The sequence below is a fragment of the Polaribacter sp. KT25b genome, assembly GCF_900105145.1.
In the GTDB taxonomy this organism is placed as follows: Bacteria; Bacteroidota; Bacteroidia; order Flavobacteriales; family Flavobacteriaceae; genus Polaribacter.
This window is the reverse complement of sequence record NZ_LT629752.1, coordinates 3,289,144-3,309,709: the sequence shown is the minus strand read 5'-3', so window position 1 is coordinate 3,309,709 and position 20,566 is coordinate 3,289,144. Positions and strand designations below refer to the sequence as shown.

Here is a 20,566-nt window from a genome sequence, read left to right as displayed (position 1 = left end):
AAATTTTTTAATTTTACTACTGCTACTGCTTACTTTTTAATCGGCCTTAACAATCCTTCTTGAGCAACCGAAGCAACTAATTTACCATCTCTTGTAAAAATATTTCCTTTGGATAAACCTCTTGCACCAAAAGCATTTGGAGATTCTACAACATACAACATCCAATCATCAAAATCGAAATCTCTAAAAAACCACATAGAATGATCTAAACTTGCCGTTTGTGTATTGCCAAAATTATATTCGCTTGCATTTGGATTAAATGCTGGATTTAGAATATTATAATCAGAAATATAGGTTAGGATTTCTTGTTTTGTTCTAAAATCCATTGCTTGTTTTTCGCCTTTTAAACGAAACCAAACTTGCTCATTTGGCGGTAAATTTTCTGGTTGTAAAGGATTCGGAATTCTAACAGGTTTAAATTCTATAGGTCTTTCTATGCTTAAAAAGTATTTCATAGGTTTTGGTAAAAAATCACCAAATTGTGCTAACATATCATCCCAACTTAACAGTTTTTCTGGCTGTTTTATGTTTGGATCAAATGTTGTTTGATGCTCAAAACCATCTTCTTTTCTGTGAAATGAAGCTGCTAAAATAAAAATAGTTTTTTCATTTTGACTTGCAGTAACTCTTCTCGTAGAAAAACTGCCACCATTTCTTACTTCTTGCACATTGTAATTTATAGGAATCGTTAAATCGCCTGCTTCTAAAAAGTAGGAATGTAAAGAATGTAGAAAACGATTTTCTGGTATTGTTTTATAAGCAGCATTTATAGCTTGTGCTAATACTTGACCGCCAAAAACATGCGGACTTCCAATAGTTACACTTTTACCGCTAAAATTATGGTTTCCTAAATCGTCTAAGTCTAAAAGGGCAATTAATTCTTTAGTGTTTTTCATGAGAAATTTCTAAATTTTTAAATGGAAATTTTTGTTGAAATGGAGTTGGTTGAACTCTTTGCAAAAATAACTTTAAAATTTTGTTTTTAATAGTTTTCTTGTGACGAAGATACATGGTTAAATCTTGCGGAACTGCGCCAACCGAACTTTTTATTTCGCTAGCAGTTCTACCAAAATTAATAATTTTCAGCTTTTTACTGATGGCAATTTCTATATAATCGTACAGCATTCTTTGGTAAATGGCGTGTTCTCTATTTAGTTGATAATCGATACCAACAAAGTGAGCGTCTAAAGAGTTTTTATTGATAATGCCCGAAATAAAACCTACAACTTTGTCATCTAAACAGTAAGATTTTAAAATGTAATTATCACCAAAATTTTCTTTTAGATTTCTATAAGTTTCTAAATTAAAAACACCTAAATTAAAACCAGCATTTAAAGCAACTTTTGTATACAAAGCTGTCATTTTTGGTAAAATTTCATCAAGATTTTCTAAAGTGATTTCTTTAATTATAATTGATGAACTTTGTTTAAAAGCTTTTTTTGCTTTTACTCTAAACTTTGTTTTCATTGAAGCCAAATAATCATCAAAATTTTGCCAATTTTCATGGATTTGAAGCTTCATGTTTGGTTCTACAGAAAATGGGTGATAACTAAAATCCTTTAAAGCATCCGTAATAAATAACGATTCTTTTGCAAAATCTTTTACAAGAAAAGCATCAATTTGTTTTTTTAGTTTTTTATCAGAATTTACAAAATGATTCATACTTTCTGCAAGTTCTTTAACAATGGCTTTTTTATCTTGATTTTCCTTTATAAAAACACCGTGTTCTCCACTCACAAATGTGTTTCCACAAATTAATAATTTTAAGGGTTTTTTATCTGGAAATACATGTAGTTTTCTACCAATATCTTTTAAAAATTCGAAATCATTTTTAATAGAATTTATATGGAAATCAATTAGTTTTAAACTAGCAAAAGCAGTAGGTTGATTTTCGTTATCAACCAAAACAATATAAGAAAAGCTGATTTCTGGATGGTTTTTTTCTAAGGATTTTAAAAAATCAGGATGAAAATAAATGTTTTTTGTACAACCTAAAGTCTCCCAAATTTGGGAAGGAATTTCATCAATTGAAGAGAAAAATAACGCGGTATTTGTGTTTGTGCAGCAAATCAAATTAATTCATATAATGTTTTAAGTTTTCTGGACCTTCTAAAACGGTTCTTTTTATTTGCAAAGTTCCGTTTTCTAGAGTAATAATATGCCATTTTATCAAACAGATTTCATTGTTTTCAATTTCTATTCCTGTAATTGATCTTGGATGCACACAGCTTCCATCATTAAAAAAAGGAATTTCGTTTTTAGCAGGAAAACGAGGTCTGTGTGTGTGTCCTGTAATCATCATTTGATTATTATTTTCTTGAATCCATTTTTCTAATTTATATTCTACTTTTATGCGTTCTTTAAAGTTTTGAGCGGGACTTGTTGGATCTGAAAAACCTAGAATTTGTAAGGGTTTCCAAAGTACTTTTACTAAGAAACTGCTAAATTTCCAAAAAACATAATTAAACCAATCTGCTTGATGACCATGTAATAAAAAAATCTTCTTTCCAGAATTTTCATCCTCTAAAATAATTGCTTCAGAAAATGATGCGCCAACTAATAATTCTTTTTTGGTGTCTGATATTGAGTCGTAATAATAGTGTAAGTTCTTACGAATTGTTTTGGGATATTTATATTTCATGTCATGATTTCCCCAAATGAAGTGTAATCTGTCATTTTCATGAAACTTTTTAAGCCACATATAAATATGTTTATTGGCCTTAAAAATATTTGTAAAGTTTCTGTTTTCCCATAATTCATCTCCATCACCTAATTCTATATAGGTAAAATCGTTGTTATAGTAATGTTCTAAAGCATGTTTAAACATGTTTCGGTTGTGCGCAAAATCGTCTGCAAAACCATTGTTTCCTCTGTGAGAATCGCTAAAAAATACAAACTTAGAATCAGTATTAAAACAAATTCTTTTGGCATTTTTAAAAGCACGAGAAATTCTGAAATTAGAAGACATCTTTATATTTTTTTGAAGATATAAAGATGCTAAAAAAAAGTGGTACTATAAATTTTACTTTATAGTTGGTGTTTTATTCTTCTTATATTTTCTTCCAAACCACAATAAAACGCCAGTTACTGGTAAAGTAGCTGTTAGTAAACTAACAAAAAAAGCAATAATTTTTCCTGTAATTCCGCCAATTGCACCAATATGAATGTCATAATTCATTCTTAATATTTTATCAGGAATTGTAGCATTTTCATATTTACCATAAATAGCTTCTGTTTCTATTTCTTTTAAAGAGTTTTGATCAAAAAAGCGAAAATCAGAATCATAAAATAAACCTTTACTTTTAGATACTTCTACGTAAATACTTTCTTCTTTTGTTTTTGGATAATGAAGCTCAAAACCATCTGCATTTGGACTCTCCTTTTGTAACCTAGGAATTAATAAATCTATTGGTTTTGTTGTGCTTGCTATTGCAATTGAATCTCTATTTTCGGGTACTTTAAAAACTACTGTTCGTTGTCCTCCAGTAGATTTATAAACCACATATTTAAGCCAGTCATAAGACATAAAAGAACCTGTAAATGCAATTATAAAAGCTAGTGAGCAAATGTAAAAACCAGTTACAGTATGCAAATCAAAATTTTTGCGTTTCCATTTTGTAGTTTTTTTCCAATCGAATTTTATGCGTTGTTTTAGGTTTTTACGTTTTTTAGGAATCCATAAGATAAAACCAGAAATAATAATTAAAATAAAAATTAAGATAGATGCTCCAACTACATTCTCACCAATTTTTTTTGGCAACCAAACACGCATGTGTCCTTTTAAAATAAAAGCAAAAAAACCAGTTAAATGATTATCAATTTGTATGATTTCTCCAGAATATGGATTTAAGAATACACTTTGATAAAATTCTGGTTCTGCATCATAAAAAATAACTTCTACAGCATCATTTTGCTTTTTAAAAACAGTGCCATGAACAGTGTTTTCAGGGAAAATTTTTTGCGCAATTTTTTTAGCTTTTGTAACGGTAATTATTGTCCCTTCTTGTTGTGCAACAGTTTTATAATCATCGTATAAACTTTCAATTTCTTCTCTAAAAGTCCAACAACAACCTGTAATTGCCACAATAAAAACGACAATACCTGTTGTTAAACCTAGTATTTTATGAAGCTGAAAGATTATTTTTTTTGTTTTCATAGAGTGTAATTATAACCACAAAAGAGCATCAAATAAATGATGCTCTTAATTGTTGATTTTTTTAAAATGTATATGTAAAGTTTGCTAAAACTGCTCTTGGAGGTTGTGGGTTTATCGTTGTCCAACCTTTGTAATATTCTTTATCAAATAGATTGTTAACTTTTAAACTAAGTCTGTATTTTTCTGCTTGATAAAAAATGGTTGAGTTTGCAATTGTATAACTTGGCAACATAAAATCGCCCGTTGAAACATAGTTGATAGCAAATCGTTCACTTGCGCCGTTGAAGCCAAAACCAATTCCAAAACCTTCTAAATTTCCTTCTTGAAATTCATAATTTGCCCAAAGATTATATAAAGTTTCAGGACCCGCTTCTAAAGGTCTTTTATTTAAAATTTCTGTGTTATCAGATTTTGTAGTTTCGCTATCATTATTGCTAAAACCAGCTCTAATATTTAGGCCATCAACAGGATTTGCATTTAATTCAATTTCAAAACCTTTACTTTCTACTTCACCACCTTGTATTTTGTTAAAAGGCGAAGAAGGATCTGTTATAACTCTGTCAATTACCTTAATATTATAGTAACTAATAGTTGCGTTTAATTTGTTTTTAAAAAGATTTGTTTTAATTCCGAATTCAAATTGATTTGCTTTTTCTGGTGTAAATGTTTTTAAAGTTTGCGCTCCAGCACTAGGATCTCCAACTAATTGTGGCGCTACATTTGTAAAACCATTTTGATAATTTGTAAAAAGAGATAGTTTTTCTTTTATCGGCTGAAACAACAATCCAACTTTTGGAGATAATGTAGTTTGATTATAATTATCATCATCCGTTGTAACATCGCCTTCGTTTACAAATCTATCTAATCTTAAACCAACCATTGCCGAAAAATTATTTGTTAAATCGATAACATCCGAAGCATATAAACTATAAATTTCGTTTCGAGATTTTGAATTGTTAACGCCTTGTGAAGCTAAGGCTGCATCTACACCAGAAGTTGATAAAGGATAAGCAGTTGTTTCTACAGCAGCCGTAAAAGGATGATCTCCATTTGTAGTTCCATCAGGATTTACGTTTCCATAAAAAGCATAACCAGTTCCATTATCTGTTTGCGTTGCAGAAAAATAATCTAAACCAATAACCATTCTGTTTCTTAAAGAAGCTATTTTAAAATCGCCAATAAAATTTTGTTGAATATCAGTAGTTTGTGTGTTTGCATTTTGCTTGTTGATGTATCTTGAAAAAGTATCTGTAGCAAAGGTCCCAAAATCATAAACATAAGAGTAATATCCTTTTGTAGAAGTTGTGCTTTTAGATAATAAAGTTTGTGATTTCCAGTTTTCTGATAATTTATAATCCATTTCTACTCTATAATTCTGATTCGGATTTTCTAGAGTTAAATCGTTACTTGTAAAGGATAATGAATTGTTGTATCCTAAATCTTCTAAATTTGTATTTTTTTGTGGAGCAGCCCTATTTAAGAACAAAAATGTAGGATTTGTTTGTTCTGCTTGTGTAATTTCTGCATAAAAAGAAAATGATAATTTATTATTTACTTTATAAGAAATTGAAGGAGCCACAAAAAAAGATTTCATAAAACCAGCATCTTGCCAACTTTGTTGAGAAGTATAAGCTGTGTTTAATCTAAAATAGATATTATCTTCTTCACTTAAAGCGGTGTTAAAATCTCCAATTATTTGATTCAATCCAAAAGAACCAGAAGTGAAAGAAATTTGTCCTCCAGTGCCAACAAAAGGCTTTTTAGTAACCACATTTATCAATCCTCCGTAAGAACTTACTGTGTTACCAAATAAAGTTGCAGAAGGCCCTTTTAAGACTTCAATTCTTTCAATATTAGCAGGATTTATTGTTCCGTTTGTTAAGCCGGGCAAACCATTTACTAATTGTGGTTGAACAGAAAAACCACGTAAAGAATAATATCCAGCGCCATCGCCACCACGTCCTGTAGAAGTCCAAAGTTGTTCTACACCAGCAGTATTTTTTAAGGCATCATCAAAATTTGTAACTAATTGAGATTCTATTAATTCGCTTGTAATTGTGCTGTAAACTTGAGTATTTTCTATATCTTTAAGTGGAAGTTTAGCAACATAAGCTGTTTTTTTTCGCGAGAATTTATTCGTTCTTTTACCTTCGATAATTACTTCGCTTAGAATTTCATTTCCTTCAAAGAGTATAATTGTTCCTAAGTTTTTAGTTTCTTTTTTTAAGATTGAAATTTTAATTTCTTTTGTTTTATAGCCTAAGTAAGAAATTGATAGAGTATAGTTTCCGTTTTCAATATTTTCTAATTTAAATTCTCCTTTTTCATTTGTTTGTGTTCCTTTGGTTGTTCCTTTTGCTGATATTGTAACTTCAGACAAGGCGTTTTTAGAGTTGTCTTTAATGATTCCTGTAATTGTTGAATTCTGACTAAATGTTATAAAAGTGGTTAAAAGTAATAGTGTGGTTAGTAATTGATATTTCATTTGTTTTTATTTAGATTAAATATAAATAACTTTTTTTTTGGCAAATATATTTTACAATAATGATGTATGCAAGTTATTTATAATAAATCTAAATAATATTTTTAAAGCTTGTGTTTTGAGGGAATATTGCCAATGTAATTTTCAAAAAAAGAGAAAAGAGTATATGATAGAAAAAATGCAAATGTTAAAAAAAGTGCTCCATTCATAAGACTTGGCTAAAAATAAGGAATTATAACATTTCTTTAACAATCTTGTCTTATAACTATCCAACATTCTCTATGTCATAAAACTATATTTGCAAAAATCATTAAAACTTCTTTTTTAAAGAAATTTAAACGAAACCAATTTATGAGAAAAATTATTCTTGCTAGTCTAGGAATTTTAACAATTATAGGCGCTATTTTTTTAGGAAAATATCTTGTTGATAAAAATCAAAAGCCAAAGCCTACATTTAAAAGACAAATAAAAACTGTTTTTGTAGAAAATGTTATAAATAAAGAAATTCCTATTATTTTAACTGCAAGCGGAAATTTAACTGCAAAAAATAAAATTGAAATTTATTCTGAAGTTTCTGGTGTATTAAAAACATCTATTAAACTATTTAAAGCAGGTACAAATTATAACCGTGGCGAAACGTTATTAAGTATTAATAGTGATGAGTTTTACGCTAGTTTACAATCTCAAAAAAGCAATTTAAATAATTTAATAACTGCTATTTTACCAGATTTACGTTTAGATTATCCGTCAGACTTTAAAAAATGGGAAAACTATGTAAATGAGTTTGATATGAATAAGTCTACACCTAAATTACCCAATTTTTCTTCGGATAAAGAAAAGTATTTTATAAACGGTAGAGGTATTGTAACAGCATATTATAATGTTAAAAATTTAGAAGTTCGTTTGTCTAAACATCAAATAAGAGCTCCTTTTACGGGAATTTTAACAGAAGCTTTAGTAAGCCCAGGAACTTTAGTAAGAGTTGGTCAGAAATTAGGAGAATTTATAGATCCTAAAGTTTATGAAATGGAAGTTTCTGTAAATTCTGAATTTGCAGACTTATTAAAAGTTGGTAATTCTGTTGCTTTGTCTAATTTAGAAAAAACAAAAAAATATACAGGAAAAGTAGTGCGTGTAAATGGTAAAGTAGACCAAGTTACACAAACTATAAAAGCTTATGTAGATGTTTCTCATAAAGATTTAAAAGAAGGTATGTTTTTAGAAGCAGATTTAGTAGCAAATTCTGAAACTGATGCTATTGAAATTCCTAGAAAATTATTAGTAGAAAATTCGGCAGTTTACACCGTAAAAAACGATAGTATTTTAACATTGGTAAAAATAAATCCAGTATACTTTGGTGCAGAAACAGTTGTTGTAAAAGGATTAAAAAATAACGATAAAATCTTATCTCAAAATTTACCGGGTGCCTTTGACGGAATGATTGTAACCATAAATAAAAAGTAATTAGATGAAAAAAATAATTACCTATTTTATAAAATACCCCGTTGCAGTAAATGTATTTATTATTGCATTTCTAGTTTTTGGTTCTATTGGTATTTTAAGCATGAAATCTTCATTTTTTCCACTTGTAGATTCAGAGTTGATAAATATTTCTTTAACATATCCTGGTGCTTCTCCACAAGAAATGGAAGAAGGCGTTGTTTTAAAAATTGAAGATAATTTAAAAGGAATTTTAGGTGTAGAACGCGTAACATCTGTATCTAGAGAAAATTCTGCTACGGTAAGTATAGAGATAGAAAGAGGAAAAAATATTGATATTGTTTTAACTGATGTAAAAAATGCAGTAGATCGCGTTCCTTCTTTTCCTTCTGGAATGGAACCTGCCGTAATTGCTAAAGTAGAAAATATAAGACCTACTATCAGTTTTACTGTAAGTGGAGATGGTATTCCTTTAAAAGCCATAAAACAATATGCTAGAGGTGTAGAAAATGATATTAGAGGAATAGAAGGAATTTCTCAAGTTTCGCTTTCTGGATTTCCAGATGAAGAAATAGAAATTGCAGTTAGAGAAAGTGATTTACGTGCTTATAACATGTCTTTTGCTGAAGTTGGAACTGCTATTCAAAATTCGAATCTTTTAATAACTGGTGGAAATATAAAAACCGCTCAAGAAGATTATTTAATTAGAGCAAGTAATCGTTCTTACTATGGTATTGAATTGCAAAATTTAATTGTAAGAACAGAAACTAACGGAAACATTATTCGTTTAAAAGATATTGCAGAAGTAAGAGATACTTGGTCAGAAACACCAGATAGATTATATTATAATGGCAATTTAGCTATAGATGTTACGGTAAGTAATACTAATAATGAAGATTTACTTACTACAGCAGATAAAATTAAAGAATACATTCATAAATACAATCAAGAAAATCAAAATGTACAATTAAATATTACGAGTGATTCTTCGATTTCTTTAAATGGAAGAACAAGATTATTAGTAGAAAATGGTATTGTTGGTATCTTATTAGTCTTATTCTTTTTAGCACTCTTTTTAAACTTACGTCTAGCAATTTGGGTAGCTTTTGGTTTACCTGTTGCCTTTTTTGGAATGTTTATTTTTGCTGCTCAATTTGATGTTACCATTAATATTTTATCGCTCTTTGGGATGATAATCGTTATCGGGATTTTGGTTGATGATGGAATTGTAATTGGAGAAAATATTTACCACCATTATTACGATTTAGGAAAATCTAAAATACAAGCAGCAATAGACGGTACGATGGAAGTAATTCCGCCAATTGTATCTGCAATTTTAACTACTATTATAGCATTTTCTACCTTCTTTTTTGTTGATGGAAGAATGGGAAATTTCTTTAGTCAAGTTTCTACTATTGTACTTTTAACTTTAAGTGTTTCTCTAATAGAAGCATTAGTTATTTTACCTGCACATATTGCACATTCTAAAGCTTTAGATAGAAAAAGATTAGAAAAAGGAGAAGAAAAAAAGAAAAATGTTATTGATACGTTTTTTAATAAAATAAACAAATTTGCAGATGGTTTATTAATGAAATTGAGAGATAAATTATACATACCATTTTTAAAGTTTGGTTTAAAATATAAAATATTAGCCTTTTCTATACCAATTGCATTAATGATTTTTACCAAATTTGCTATGGATGCTGGGGTAGTTAAACAATCATTTTTTCCAAGAGTTGCAAGTGATAGAGTTCAGATTGTACTAACAATGCCACAAGGAACAAATGATCAAATTACAGATTCTATTATTTCTTCTATAGAAGAAAAAGTTTGGCTTATTAATAAAGAATATTCTGCAAAACAATCGGGAGATTTACAAGTAATAGAAAACGTAATAAAAAGAGTTGGTCCGGGAAGTGCAAACGCTACCTTAACAGTAAACTTATTACCTGGTGAAGCTAGAGATTTTTCATCACCAGAAATAACAAATTCAATAAGTGATAAAGTAGGAAAAGTACAAGGAGTAGAAAGTTTAGTTTTTGGTTCGGGAGGAAATTTTGGAGGAAGTCCTGTAGCAGTTTCTCTTTTAGGAAATAATATAGATGAATTAAAAGCTGCCAAGCAAGAACTAAAACAAGAATTAGAAAGTAATATACTTTTAAAGGATATTGCTGATAATGATCCAGCAGGGATTAAAGAAGTTAGTATTACATTAAAAGATAATGCATATTTATTAGGACTAAGTTTACAATCTGTAATGGCACAAGTACGTAATGGGTTCTTTGGTATGCAAGCACAACGTTTTCAACGAGGGCAAGATGAAATAAAAGTTTGGGTACGTTATAATAGAAACGACAGATCTTCTATTAAAAATTTAGATGATATGCGTATTGTAACACCAACAGGAGTTCGAATTCCGTTTTCAGAAATTGGAAACTACACCATAAAAAGAGGTGATATTGCTATTAATCACTTAAACGGAAAAAGAGAAATACAAATCACGGCAGATTTAAGAGATTTAGAAACAAGTGCCGCAGACGTTTTAGATGATATTAAAGTACGTATAATGCCTAAAATTATGTCTAAATATCACTCTATTTCTGCGCTTTACGAAGGTCAAAATAGAGAAGCAAATAAAACAAAAGATTCATTAAATATTGTTTTACCAATAATATTATTATTAATTTATATTGTTATTGCATTTACATTTCGTTCTTATAGTCAGCCAATTTTATTAATTATTATGATTCCTTTTAGTATGATAGGAGTTGCTTTAGGACACTATTTTCATAATTTTCCTATTGGTATTTTATCCTTTTTAGGAATCATTGCCTTAATAGGTATTATGGTAAACGATGGCTTGGTCTTAATAGGGAAGTTTAATAATTATTTAAAAGAAGGAATAAAGTTTGATGATGCTTTAATTAAAGCAGGTCAATCTCGATTTAGAGCAATTTTCTTAACATCTTTAACTACAATTGCAGGTTTGGCACCTTTATTATTAGAAAAAAGTAGACAAGCACAATTTTTAAAACCTATGGCAATTTCTATTTCTTACGGAATTGCAATTGCAACCGTTTTAACATTGATTATGTTACCATTATTATTGTCTGTTTCCAATTCTATAAAAGTGGGTATAAAATGGCTAAAAACAGGAGAAAAAGTAAGTAAAGAAGAAGTAGAAAGAGCTATAATCGAATCTAAATTTGACGAAAATGAAGATCATTAAAAATACAATATTAGTAGTCGGTTTTTTATCGACTTTACAAGGATTTTCTCAAGAAATTCTTACAAAAAAGGAAGCGCTAGAAATTACCTTAGAAAATAATTTCGGGATTAAAATAGCAAACAATAATTTAGAAGTTGCAAAGAATAATACTAGTATTTATAATACTGGTTTTTTACCAACAGCTTCTATTTCGTCTGGTGCAAATTATAGTAATAATAATCAAACAAATACTCCGCAACAAGGAGACGCAACATCTACAACTGGTGCTGTAACCAAATCTTATAACGCAAGTATTGGTTTAAATTACACTCTTTTTGATGGTTTGGGCAGAAAATACAATTATCAGCAATTAAAAGAAACTTATAATTTAACCGAATTACAAGCCAGAGAAACAATCGAAAACACATATTTACAATTGTTTACTTCGTATTTTCAAATTGCAAGATTATCAGAAAATAAAACAAATTTAAACGAAGCATTGTCTATTTCTAAACAACGTTTATTGCGTGCAAAATATCAATATGAATATGGACAATCTACCAAATTAGAGTTGTTAAATGCAGAGGTTGATGTAAATAATGATAGTATTACTTTAGTAAATGCCAATCAGGAATTAAGCAACGCAAAACGTAGTTTAAACATTATTTTGGGTGTTGAAAAAGAGGTAGCTTTTATTGTTGAAACTGAGGTTAGTTTTAATAAAATGATGAATTTTCAAGATTTGAAACAAAAAACAATTTCCAATAACTCTACTCTTAAACAAAATGAAAAAAACATTGCAATTAGTGAGTTTAATATCAAAATAAATAAGGCAAATTATTTACCAACTTTAGACTTTAATACATCTTATGGTTGGAATCAGAATGATAATGAAAATCTTGCCAATGCCTTCCAGCCTAAATCTACATCATCTAACGGATTAAATGCTGGTTTAAGTTTGTCTTGGAATCTTTTTGATGGCGGAAGCACAAAAACAAGTGTAGCAAACTCGAAAATATTACTAGAAAATCAGCAAATATTATTAGAGCAACAAAAAATAACGATAGATAATAACTTAAAAAATACTTGGGAAAATTATCAAAACCAGTTGTTTATTTTATCAGCACAAGAAAAAAACGTGTTAACAACTCAAAATAATTTTGAAAGAACACAAGAACGTTATAATTTAGGGCAAATAACTTCTATAGAATTTAGACAAGCACAAATTAATTTACTAAATTCGAAAACGGCTTTAAATAATGCAAAATTTGATGCGAAATTAATAGAATTACAATTGTTGCAGTTAAGTGGAGATATATTAAACGTTAAGCTGTAAATAAAAACAACTCCTTAGATTAATCCCCCAATTAACCTAAGAAGTTGATAATATATTTCAAAAAAAATTCAATAATTAGTAATACGATGCAAATTTAAAGCGTAATAAAGCTATAAAGAATGATTTTTATCATATATTATAAAAACTTAACATATTAATTTTGCATTTTAATAAAAGACTTGATAATGAATTACTTAAACTTACCTTTGGTTTCTTGGATAAATGGAACAATAATGATTGGAATTTTTGCTTTAGTTGTTGTTGGCTTAGTTGCTGCTATTTTTCTATTGATGAATAGTGATAAACCTAAAAAAACTAAAGAATAATTTTATTATCTATCTAAAGTTAGATTCACTTTATTATTAGGTTTTGTTTTCTTAAATTTATAGAAATTATTCTAATAATAAAAATAGACTTAATGAATCAACTTTCTATAAATTTTGGGTATTTATTTGAAGATGCTCTTATCGAAGAAATAAACCAAATAGGTACTTACAAAAAGTTTGTTTCTGATACTACAATAATTGAAATTGGCGATTACATAAAATCAATGCCATTATTACTTAATGGTGCTATCAAAATTTTACGAGAAGATGAAAATGGAGATGAATTAGTTTTATATTATTTAGAAAAAGGAGATACCTGTGCAATGACACTTTCTTGTTGTTTGGGGCAAACAAAAAGTAAAATTAGAGCAGTAGCAGAAACAGATGTTGAGCTATTGATGCTACCGAAAGAGAAAATGGCAGAATGGTTAAGTACTTATAAAACTTGGCAATCTTATATTTTACAAAGTTATCATCATAGAATGGATGAACTTTTAGAAGCTATAGATACAATTGCTTTTTTAAAAATGGACGAACGTCTTTTTAAATATTTAAAAGACAAGGCAATGGTTACACATAATGATGTTTTACATGTAACTCATAAAGAAATTTCTGAAGACTTACACACTTCAAGAGTAGTTATTTCTAGACTATTAAAAAAAATAGAAAACGAAGGTAAAATAATCCTTTTTAGAAATAGTATAAAAGTTTTAGAATTGTAACATAAGTTACAGTATATAAGTTAAATACTTCTTATTTTTGTAATAAAAGATGAAAATATTTGTTCTTTTAGTTGCATTCGTTTTTTTGTTTAGTTGTAAGGATTCTCAAAAACCATCTTATGCTACTAAAAAAGTAACTTCTATTACTTCTGATGAAATAACTACTAGTTCTCAAGATCATTTAGGAAAAAAACTAATGCAAACAAACTGTTATGTTTGTCATAGTGTAACTGCAACTGAAGAAAACAGAATTGCGCCACCAATGATTGCCATTAAAAAACGTTATTTAATGGGTAATACTACAAAACAAGAATTTATCAATTCGTTGCAAAATTTCATTAAAAACCCAACAGAAGAGAATGCTAAAATGTATGGAGCAGTAAAGCGTTTTGGATTAATGCCAAAACAAGCTTTTCCTAAAGAAACCATAAAACAAATTGCAGATTATATGTTTGATTATGATATTGAAAAACCAGAATGGTTTGAGGATCATTATAATGAAGAACATGGAAATAGTAGAGGAATGCAAAATGGCAATGGAAAGCAGAATGGTAAAAGGAAAAAACAGCAAGGAAATGTTATTAAAAATCAATCGTATTCAGAAAGAGGGTTAAATTATGCTTTGTCTACAAAAGCAGAATTAGGCAAAAACTTAATGAGTAAAATTCAAAAAGAAGGTACTTTGGCTGCGCTTAAATTTTGTAATGTAAAAGCGTATCCTTTAACAGATAGTATGAGTGTTGTTCATAATGCAATCATAAAAAGAGTTTCTGATAAACCTAGAAACCCCAAAAATATAGCAAATTCTAAAGAGAAAGCATACATAAATATTTTTAAAGATGATGCAGCATTAAATAAAGAATCAAATCCAATTGTTGTAGAATCTGCAGAGAATGTAAAATTCTATTATCCAATTAAAACAAATAGTATGTGTTTGCAATGTCATGGTAAACCATCATCAGATATTAAGCCTGTAACTTTAGCAGAAATTAAAAAATTATATCCAACTGATTTAGCTGTTGGATATGAGGAAAATCAAGTTAGAGGAATTTGGAGTATTTCTTTCAATAAATAAAATATTCTTAGATATGAGTAATTTTACAGAAATTATAAATAAAGATAAACCAGTTTTAATAGATTTTTTTGCAGATTGGTGTGGGCCTTGTAAAATAATGAGTCCTATTTTAAAAGACGTTAAAGATACTTTAGGAGAAAAAGTTTCTATTATTAAAATTGATGTTGATAAAAACAAACCATTAGCAGCAAAATATCAAGTTAGAGGTGTACCAACTTTAATCTTATTTAAATCGGGTAAGCAAGTTTGGAGGCAATCTGGTGTAGTTCAGAAAAAAGAATTAGTTTCTATTATAAATAATAATTAGGGGGATTAATTGTCTATAATAGTGTTGGTTAGAAAGCATCTGAAATTATTCAGGTGCTTTTTTATTTAGTAATACAATCTAAACTATAAAAACCACCACAATTTTCAGTTCTTTTTTTAGAAAACTGTGTAATTAAATATGCGGTTGTTATAAGGTTTCTTAATTCGCATAAATCTACAGAAAGTTCAGAGTGATCATACAAACGTTTGTTGTCTTCATAAAGTACGCGTAATTTTTTCTCTGCACGTCTTAAACGTTCATTAGATCGCACAATACCAACATAATTAGTCATAATAGTTTTTACTTCATTTCTATCATGAGCAATTAAAATCTTTTCCATGTTTTTAACAACTCCACTATCGTTCCAAACAGGAACGTCTTTAGGTAATTTAGCTTTTTTAAACTTTTTAGAAACATTTAAAAAAGCATTATGAGCATAAATTAAGCCTTCTAACAAAGAATTAGAAGCCAATCTATTTCCGCCATGTAAACCAGTTCTAGTAACTTCTCCACAAGCGTATAATTTTTTGATAGATGTTTTTGCTTTTTTGTTGACATTTACACCACCACATATATAGTGTGAAGCCGGAACAACAGGAATATAATCTTTTTCTATATCTATATTTAAAGAAGCACATTTTTCTGTAATATTAGGAAAATGCTCTTTAAATTTTTTCATATCCAATTTAGTACAATCTAAATAAACATGAGGTTTACCGCTTTTCTTTAATTCATTGTCAATGGCTCTTGCAACAATATCTCTAGAAGCTAGTTCTTCTCTTTCATCATAATTATGCATAAAGAAGTTGCCGTTAAAATCTCTTAATTTTGCACCAAAACCTCTTACTGCTTCTGATATTAAAAAGGCAGGATATTCGCCTGGATTATACAAAGCTGTTGGGTGAAACTGAATAAATTCCATTTCAGAAATTTCTGCTTTTGCTCGGTAAGCAATTCCTATTCCATCGCCAGTAGCAACAGATGGATTTGTTGTAGTTTCATATACCTGTCCATTTCCTCCAGAAGCTAAAATGGTAAACTTACTTACAAAAGTTTTTACTTTGGCATTTTTTTCATCTAAAATATAAGCTCCATCACAAGAAATTTTGCCATTTCGTTTTGTCTTTCTCTTTTTTGTTTGATGTTCTGTAATTAAATCAATTGCATAATGATGCGTTAAAAAATCAATATTTGTTTGTGCATTAACTTGTGCTAGTAATGCGCGTTCTATTTCTGCACCAGTAATATCGGTATGATGTAAAATTCTATTTTGAGAATGCCCACCTTCACGACCTAAATCGTAATCTCCATTTTTGTTTTCATCAAATTCTGTTCCCCAATTTATAAGTTCTTGCAGTCTATCTGGAGCATTTTTTACAACCATTCTAACAACTTTTTCATCACACAAGCCATCACCAGCAATTAAAGTGTCGTTTATATGTTGTTCAAAAGTATCTACAGTTTTGTTGTAAACGGTTGCAATACCACCTTGTGCATATTTTGTGTTAGATTCACTTTGTTCGTCTTTTGTAACGATTGTAATTTTTGCTTCAGGAAATTTTAATGCTGTTTTAAGAGCGAAAGTTAATCCAGAAATTCCAGATCCAATTACTAGAAAATCTGTAGAAATTATATTTTTATCAGGTAACATTTTAAGGCGTTATTTAGAAAGTTCTAACATTCTATTAATAGGAATAATTGCTTGTTTTGCTAATTCTGCTTCCACTTCTATGTTAGGTAGTTCGTGTTTTAAACATAAATACAATTTTTTCATTGTATTCATTTTCATGTAAGCACATTCACTACAAGCACAAGTATTATCTTCTTTTGCTGGCGCAGGAATAATTATTTTATCAGGATTTTCTTGCAACATTTCATATAAAATACCAACTTCTGTTGCTACGATAAATTTCTTTTTATCGCTATTTTTTACATAATTTAATAAACCAGAAGTAGAACCAATATATTTGGCAACTTTAAGCATGTGTGCTTCAGATTCTGGGTGTGCAATTAATTCTGCATCTGGATGTTCTTTGTACAAATCTATCAATTTTTCCATAGAAAAAGCTTCATGAACCATACAAGCGCCATCCCAAAGTAACATTTCTCTGCCGGTCTCTTTATTTAAATAATCACCTAAATTTCTATCAGGAGCAAAAATAATTGGTTGTTCTTTAGGTATAGAATTTATAATTTTTAAAGCATTAGAAGAGGTACAAACGTAGTCGCTTAATGCTTTAATTTCTGCAGAACAATTTATATAAGTTACTACAACATGATCAGGATGTTGTTTTTTAAATGCAGAAAAATCTTCTGGCGGACAAGAGTCTGCTAAAGAACAACCTGCTAATAAATCTGGTAATAAAACTTTTTTATCCGGATTTAAAATTTTTGCAGTTTCTGCCATAAAATGCACTCCTGCAAAAACAATTACATCTGCATCTGTTTTAGCAGCTTGTTGAGCTAAGGCTAAACTATCACCAACAAAATCTGCAATTTCTTGTATTTCATCAATTTGATAATAATGGGCTAGGATAACTGCATTTTTCTCTTTTTTTAGTTTTAAGATTTCCTCAACATAATCAATATTAGGAGTTTCAATATCTAAAAATCCTTTTTCAGTTAGATTTTTCTTTGCAACATCTAAAATTTCCATAAAAAGTGTTTATTTTGAACTAGACTACAAATATAACCTCTATTTTGTAGGTAGTGAAACTATTCATGTTATTCTATGAATTTATAACGATAAAATAAGAAATGTTGAATTTATCTGAAGATTTTTGGGAAAATAAGTACAAAACAAATAAAATTGGTTGGGATTTGGGTGATGTTTCTCCGCCTTTAAAAGCTTATTTTGATCAATTAACCAATAAAGAGCTTAAAATTTTAATTCCTGGTGGTGGAAATTCTTATGAAGCTGAGTATTTATTTAAAGAAGGTTTTAAAAATGTTTTTGTGGTTGATATAAGTAATATTCCTTTAGAACACTTAAAAGAAAGAGTTCCAGATTTTTTAGAATCACAATTAATTCACGCTAATTTTTTTGATTTAGAAGGTGATTTTGATGTGATTATTGAACAAACTTTTTTTTGTGCAATAGATCCTGATTTAAGGGTAAAATATGCATCAAAAATGAAAGATTTATTAAATGAAGAAGGAAAATTGGTAGGATTACTTTTTGATGCAAAACTAAATGAAGATCATCCACCTTTTGGTGGAAATAAAGAAGAATATGTGTCTTATTTTAAACCGTATTTTTATGTTGATATTTTAGACTTATGTTACAATTCTTATCATAATAGACAAGAAATGGAGTTGTTTGTAAAACTGATAAAAAAATAAAAAAGAGCGAATCAATATTTGATTCACTCTTTTTAAAATTTCTTTTATTAAGTTTTTTGATTAAAATTTATACTGTAAAAAAGCAGAGAAATTACGACCAGGTTCTGTTACTGGAGTTCTTCCAAAGTTTGCTTGGTTTGTAAAAGAAAAATTTAAATGACTATTATAACCTTGGTCAAAAACATTTAAAACGGCTAAACCTAAAGTTACATTTTTAAAAGGTTTTCCTCCAAAACGTAAATCTAAAGTTTGATAACCATCTGTTTCTGTTTCTCCAAAACTTTCAGAAATATTATCTTGTTTAGAAACTAAATTATACTGTGCATTTGCCCAAATATTTTCTTTTTCGAAACCAAAAACAAACTTGGTTGTAAAAGGAGGTGTTAATGGTAAAGATTCGTCTAAATCTTTGTTTTTTGTGTGCACATAAGAAAACTCAGTTTTAAAGTTATAATTCTCTAAAAAGTTTAATTGAGTCATTGCCTCAAAACCTGTTTTATAAGCTTTGTCTAAGTTTTGAAAAACTTTTACATTTGTAGGATCTGTAGTTGGGTTAAACTTTCTGGTAATTGTTGGATCTACGATACCAACAATATAGTTTTCGAAAGCAGAATAATAAACAGAAGTTTCGAACTGAAAACTATCAAATCCGTTTTTTAATATTTCTAAACCTTTAATTCCTACTTCAAATTGATTATTTACTTCGGCTTTTAAATTAGGATTTCCAACATATTCATAAGGATCTTGACCAACAGTAAAATGATTTATAAAACGTTCAATCATATTTGCAGTTCTTGTTCCACGTCCATAAGCAGCTTCTAAGGTATAGTTTTCAGACAACACTTTTTTAAAAGAAACTGTTCCGCTAAAAGTGTGTTCTGTACGTTTTTCTAAATCATACATTGCTGCAAAATCTGCTTCAGGATCTTTTATGTCTGATGTTACATTATCATAACGAATTCCTGCTGTTAAAATAGATTTTGGAGATAAATTGTATCTTGCTTCTGTAAAAAAACCAAGGTCTGTAATTTGTGAATCTTGCCAAACTTTGTCGTTAAAAGTAACAGGAGTTGCTAACGTGTTTCCATTCATCATTTTTACAATTCTTGTTCTTCCTCCATCTCTTGCAATGTTCATTAAATCTATTCCAGAAAATACATCTAAATCTTTATTTGGTTGCCAATTCATTTCAAATTTTCCACCAATTGTTGTTGCTTCAACTGCAGATTCAGCTTCCATCATCATAAAAGTAGGTCTGTTGTTATTGCTCATTAAATGATCTACGTAACTATGATACCCTTTAACTGAAATTGATTTTACTACATCAGCAATATTTTCAATTTTGTAATCTACAGAAAGTATACTACTGTTATCATATTCTGTATCCATAGGTAAAGCTGCGTGTAAAACATCGCGTCCAAAAGATTGTCTCCAATCTAATTTTAAACGTTGATTTTTAGTGAAATTATAACCTAATTTAATTCCGTAATCAGAACTTTTAAAAGACGAAGGAATTTCTGTACCAAAACCATCTTTATAGTTTCCAAAATCGCGATAGCCAGCATTGGCAACAATGTCAAATTTCTCATTGATATATTGCAATTCAGCTAAATTTACTAAAGAGTTTCCATTACTTTCAAATCCGGAAGAAACTTTACCGTGAAAACCATAATCTTCATAATTTGGTTTTTGTGTAACCAAGTTAATAATTCCTCCAAAAGTTGCTCCATATCTTACTGTATAGGGTCCTTTTATAATTTCTATTTTAGAAATTTCTTCAGGAATTATATGTGTTGTAATTGGATCCATTCTGTTTGGGCACGCATGCATTGCTTTTGTACCACCATCATATTGAATGTTTAATTGTTCATATTGTGCGCCTCTAAAAGAAGGATCTATTGCATAGTTTCCTCTTTTAATTACTGAGAAACCGTTGATATTGTTAAATAAATCAGCAACATTTTTAGGTTGTACAATTTTCTTAGCATAATTGTTAGATGAAGAACTAAAAACAGGATCTTTTTTTAATTTACCTGTAATTATAATTTCATCAAGTTTTACTGCTTTTTTAATACTATCATTTTTAGTATTTTCTTTTGCTTGACTATAACTTGTAGCAGAAATTAACGCGCATAAAAGCACGCTATAAAATATTTTCATTGTTAATTGTTT

Annotated in this window: 16 protein-coding genes; 8 read left to right on the top strand and 8 right to left on the bottom strand. The window is 28.9% G+C overall.

Annotation, left to right across the window (positions count from 1 at the left end):
• Nucleotides 1-29 precede the first annotated feature (29 nt).
• The 5 genes from BLT70_RS14280 to BLT70_RS14260 form a co-directional block, all read right to left on the bottom strand.
• On the bottom strand, nucleotides 30-896 hold the full coding sequence (locus BLT70_RS14280) for an acyl-CoA thioesterase II (protein WP_091895760.1): 867 nt from the start codon (nucleotides 894-896) through the stop codon (nucleotides 30-32).
• Nucleotides 883-2,073, bottom strand: coding sequence for a peptidogalycan biosysnthesis protein (locus BLT70_RS14275; RefSeq protein ID WP_231962739.1), 1,191 nt, complete (start codon nucleotides 2,071-2,073; stop codon nucleotides 883-885). The genes BLT70_RS14280 and BLT70_RS14275 overlap by 14 nt, the downstream gene beginning before the upstream one ends.
• A 1-nt stretch (nucleotide 2,074) precedes the next feature.
• Nucleotides 2,075-2,968 (bottom strand): metallophosphoesterase family protein, encoded by an 894-nt coding sequence (locus BLT70_RS14270; protein WP_091895757.1) that lies wholly within the window; start codon nucleotides 2,966-2,968, stop codon nucleotides 2,075-2,077.
• 54 nt (nucleotides 2,969-3,022) lie between these two features.
• Nucleotides 3,023-4,156, bottom strand: a complete 1,134-nt coding sequence (locus BLT70_RS14265; protein ID WP_091895755.1) for a PepSY domain-containing protein — start codon at nucleotides 4,154-4,156, stop codon at nucleotides 3,023-3,025.
• 61 nt (nucleotides 4,157-4,217) lie between these two features.
• Nucleotides 4,218-6,641 carry a TonB-dependent receptor gene (locus BLT70_RS14260; RefSeq protein ID WP_091895752.1) on the bottom strand — a complete coding sequence of 808 codons (2,424 nt, stop codon included), beginning with the start codon at nucleotides 6,639-6,641 and terminating at the stop codon, nucleotides 4,218-4,220.
• Between the two features lie 348 nt (nucleotides 6,642-6,989).
• Here BLT70_RS14260 and BLT70_RS14255 point away from each other — a divergent pair, with 348 nt between their 5' ends.
• The 7 genes from BLT70_RS14255 (at nucleotide 6,990) to trxA (ending at nucleotide 15,052) form a co-directional block, all read left to right on the top strand.
• Nucleotides 6,990-8,102, top strand: coding sequence for an efflux RND transporter periplasmic adaptor subunit (locus tag BLT70_RS14255; RefSeq protein ID WP_091895749.1), 1,113 nt, complete (start codon nucleotides 6,990-6,992; stop codon nucleotides 8,100-8,102).
• 4 nt (nucleotides 8,103-8,106) lie between these two features.
• Nucleotides 8,107-11,307 (top strand): efflux RND transporter permease subunit, encoded by a 3,201-nt coding sequence (locus tag BLT70_RS14250; protein ID WP_091895746.1) that lies wholly within the window; start codon nucleotides 8,107-8,109, stop codon nucleotides 11,305-11,307.
• On the top strand, nucleotides 11,294-12,622 hold the full coding sequence (locus BLT70_RS14245) for a TolC family protein (protein WP_091895743.1): 1,329 nt from the start codon (nucleotides 11,294-11,296) through the stop codon (nucleotides 12,620-12,622). Before BLT70_RS14250 ends, BLT70_RS14245 begins: the two co-directional genes overlap by 14 nt.
• Before the next feature lie 185 nt (nucleotides 12,623-12,807).
• Nucleotides 12,808-12,948, top strand: a complete 141-nt coding sequence (locus tag BLT70_RS17265; RefSeq protein ID WP_091895741.1) for a hypothetical protein — start codon at nucleotides 12,808-12,810, stop codon at nucleotides 12,946-12,948.
• 92 nt (nucleotides 12,949-13,040) lie between these two features.
• The gene (locus BLT70_RS14235) at nucleotides 13,041-13,670 is read left to right on the top strand and encodes a Crp/Fnr family transcriptional regulator (protein WP_091895738.1); all 630 of its coding nucleotides are present in this window, start codon (nucleotides 13,041-13,043) and stop codon (nucleotides 13,668-13,670) included.
• Nucleotides 13,671-13,719: 49 nt separating this feature from the next.
• The gene (locus tag BLT70_RS14230) at nucleotides 13,720-14,745 is read left to right on the top strand and encodes a DUF3365 domain-containing protein (RefSeq protein ID WP_091895735.1); all 1,026 of its coding nucleotides are present in this window, start codon (nucleotides 13,720-13,722) and stop codon (nucleotides 14,743-14,745) included.
• 13 nt (nucleotides 14,746-14,758) lie between these two features.
• Nucleotides 14,759-15,052 carry a thioredoxin gene (trxA, locus tag BLT70_RS14225; RefSeq protein ID WP_091895732.1) on the top strand — a complete coding sequence of 98 codons (294 nt, stop codon included), beginning with the start codon at nucleotides 14,759-14,761 and terminating at the stop codon, nucleotides 15,050-15,052.
• Nucleotides 15,053-15,113: 61 nt separating this feature from the next.
• On the opposite strand, the gene nadB is transcribed toward trxA, so the two are convergent.
• A complete protein-coding gene (nadB, locus tag BLT70_RS14220; RefSeq protein ID WP_231962737.1) occupies nucleotides 15,114-16,703 on the bottom strand; it encodes an L-aspartate oxidase in 1,590 nt (529 codons plus the stop codon).
• Between the two features lie 9 nt (nucleotides 16,704-16,712).
• On the bottom strand, nucleotides 16,713-17,708 hold the full coding sequence (gene nadA, locus BLT70_RS14215) for a quinolinate synthase NadA (RefSeq protein WP_091895729.1): 996 nt from the start codon (nucleotides 17,706-17,708) through the stop codon (nucleotides 16,713-16,715).
• 104 nt (nucleotides 17,709-17,812) lie between these two features.
• Between nadA and BLT70_RS14210 the strand changes: the two genes are divergently transcribed.
• Entirely contained in the window at nucleotides 17,813-18,394 is a 582-nt protein-coding gene (locus BLT70_RS14210) for a methyltransferase domain-containing protein (protein WP_091897725.1), read from the top strand.
• A gap of 60 nt (nucleotides 18,395-18,454) precedes the next feature.
• Here BLT70_RS14210 and BLT70_RS14205 read toward each other — a convergent pair whose 3' ends face one another.
• A complete protein-coding gene (locus BLT70_RS14205; protein ID WP_091895726.1) occupies nucleotides 18,455-20,554 on the bottom strand; it encodes a TonB-dependent receptor in 2,100 nt (699 codons plus the stop codon).
• Between the last annotated feature and the right edge of the window lie 12 nt (nucleotides 20,555-20,566).

Coding starts and splice junctions, on each gene's coding strand:
- BLT70_RS14250 (WP_091895746.1), top strand. CDS start 8,107: ATGAAAAAAATAATTACCTATTTTATAAAATACCCCGTTGCAGTAAAT.
- BLT70_RS14205 (WP_091895726.1), bottom strand. CDS start 20,554: ATGAAAATATTTTATAGCGTGCTTTTATGCGCGTTAATTTCTGCTACA.
- trxA (WP_091895732.1), top strand. CDS start 14,759: ATGAGTAATTTTACAGAAATTATAAATAAAGATAAACCAGTTTTAATA.
- nadB (WP_231962737.1), bottom strand. CDS start 16,703: ATGTTACCTGATAAAAATATAATTTCTACAGATTTTCTAGTAATTGGA.
- BLT70_RS14270 (WP_091895757.1), bottom strand. CDS start 2,968: ATGTCTTCTAATTTCAGAATTTCTCGTGCTTTTAAAAATGCCAAAAGA.
- BLT70_RS14260 (WP_091895752.1), bottom strand. CDS start 6,641: ATGAAATATCAATTACTAACCACACTATTACTTTTAACCACTTTTATA.
- BLT70_RS14245 (WP_091895743.1), top strand. CDS start 11,294: ATGAAGATCATTAAAAATACAATATTAGTAGTCGGTTTTTTATCGACT.
- BLT70_RS17265 (WP_091895741.1), top strand. CDS start 12,808: ATGAATTACTTAAACTTACCTTTGGTTTCTTGGATAAATGGAACAATA.
- BLT70_RS14265 (WP_091895755.1), bottom strand. CDS start 4,156: ATGAAAACAAAAAAAATAATCTTTCAGCTTCATAAAATACTAGGTTTA.
- BLT70_RS14280 (WP_091895760.1), bottom strand. CDS start 896: ATGAAAAACACTAAAGAATTAATTGCCCTTTTAGACTTAGACGATTTA.
- BLT70_RS14230 (WP_091895735.1), top strand. CDS start 13,720: ATGAAAATATTTGTTCTTTTAGTTGCATTCGTTTTTTTGTTTAGTTGT.
- BLT70_RS14255 (WP_091895749.1), top strand. CDS start 6,990: ATGAGAAAAATTATTCTTGCTAGTCTAGGAATTTTAACAATTATAGGC.
- BLT70_RS14235 (WP_091895738.1), top strand. CDS start 13,041: ATGAATCAACTTTCTATAAATTTTGGGTATTTATTTGAAGATGCTCTT.
- nadA (WP_091895729.1), bottom strand. CDS start 17,708: ATGGAAATTTTAGATGTTGCAAAGAAAAATCTAACTGAAAAAGGATTT.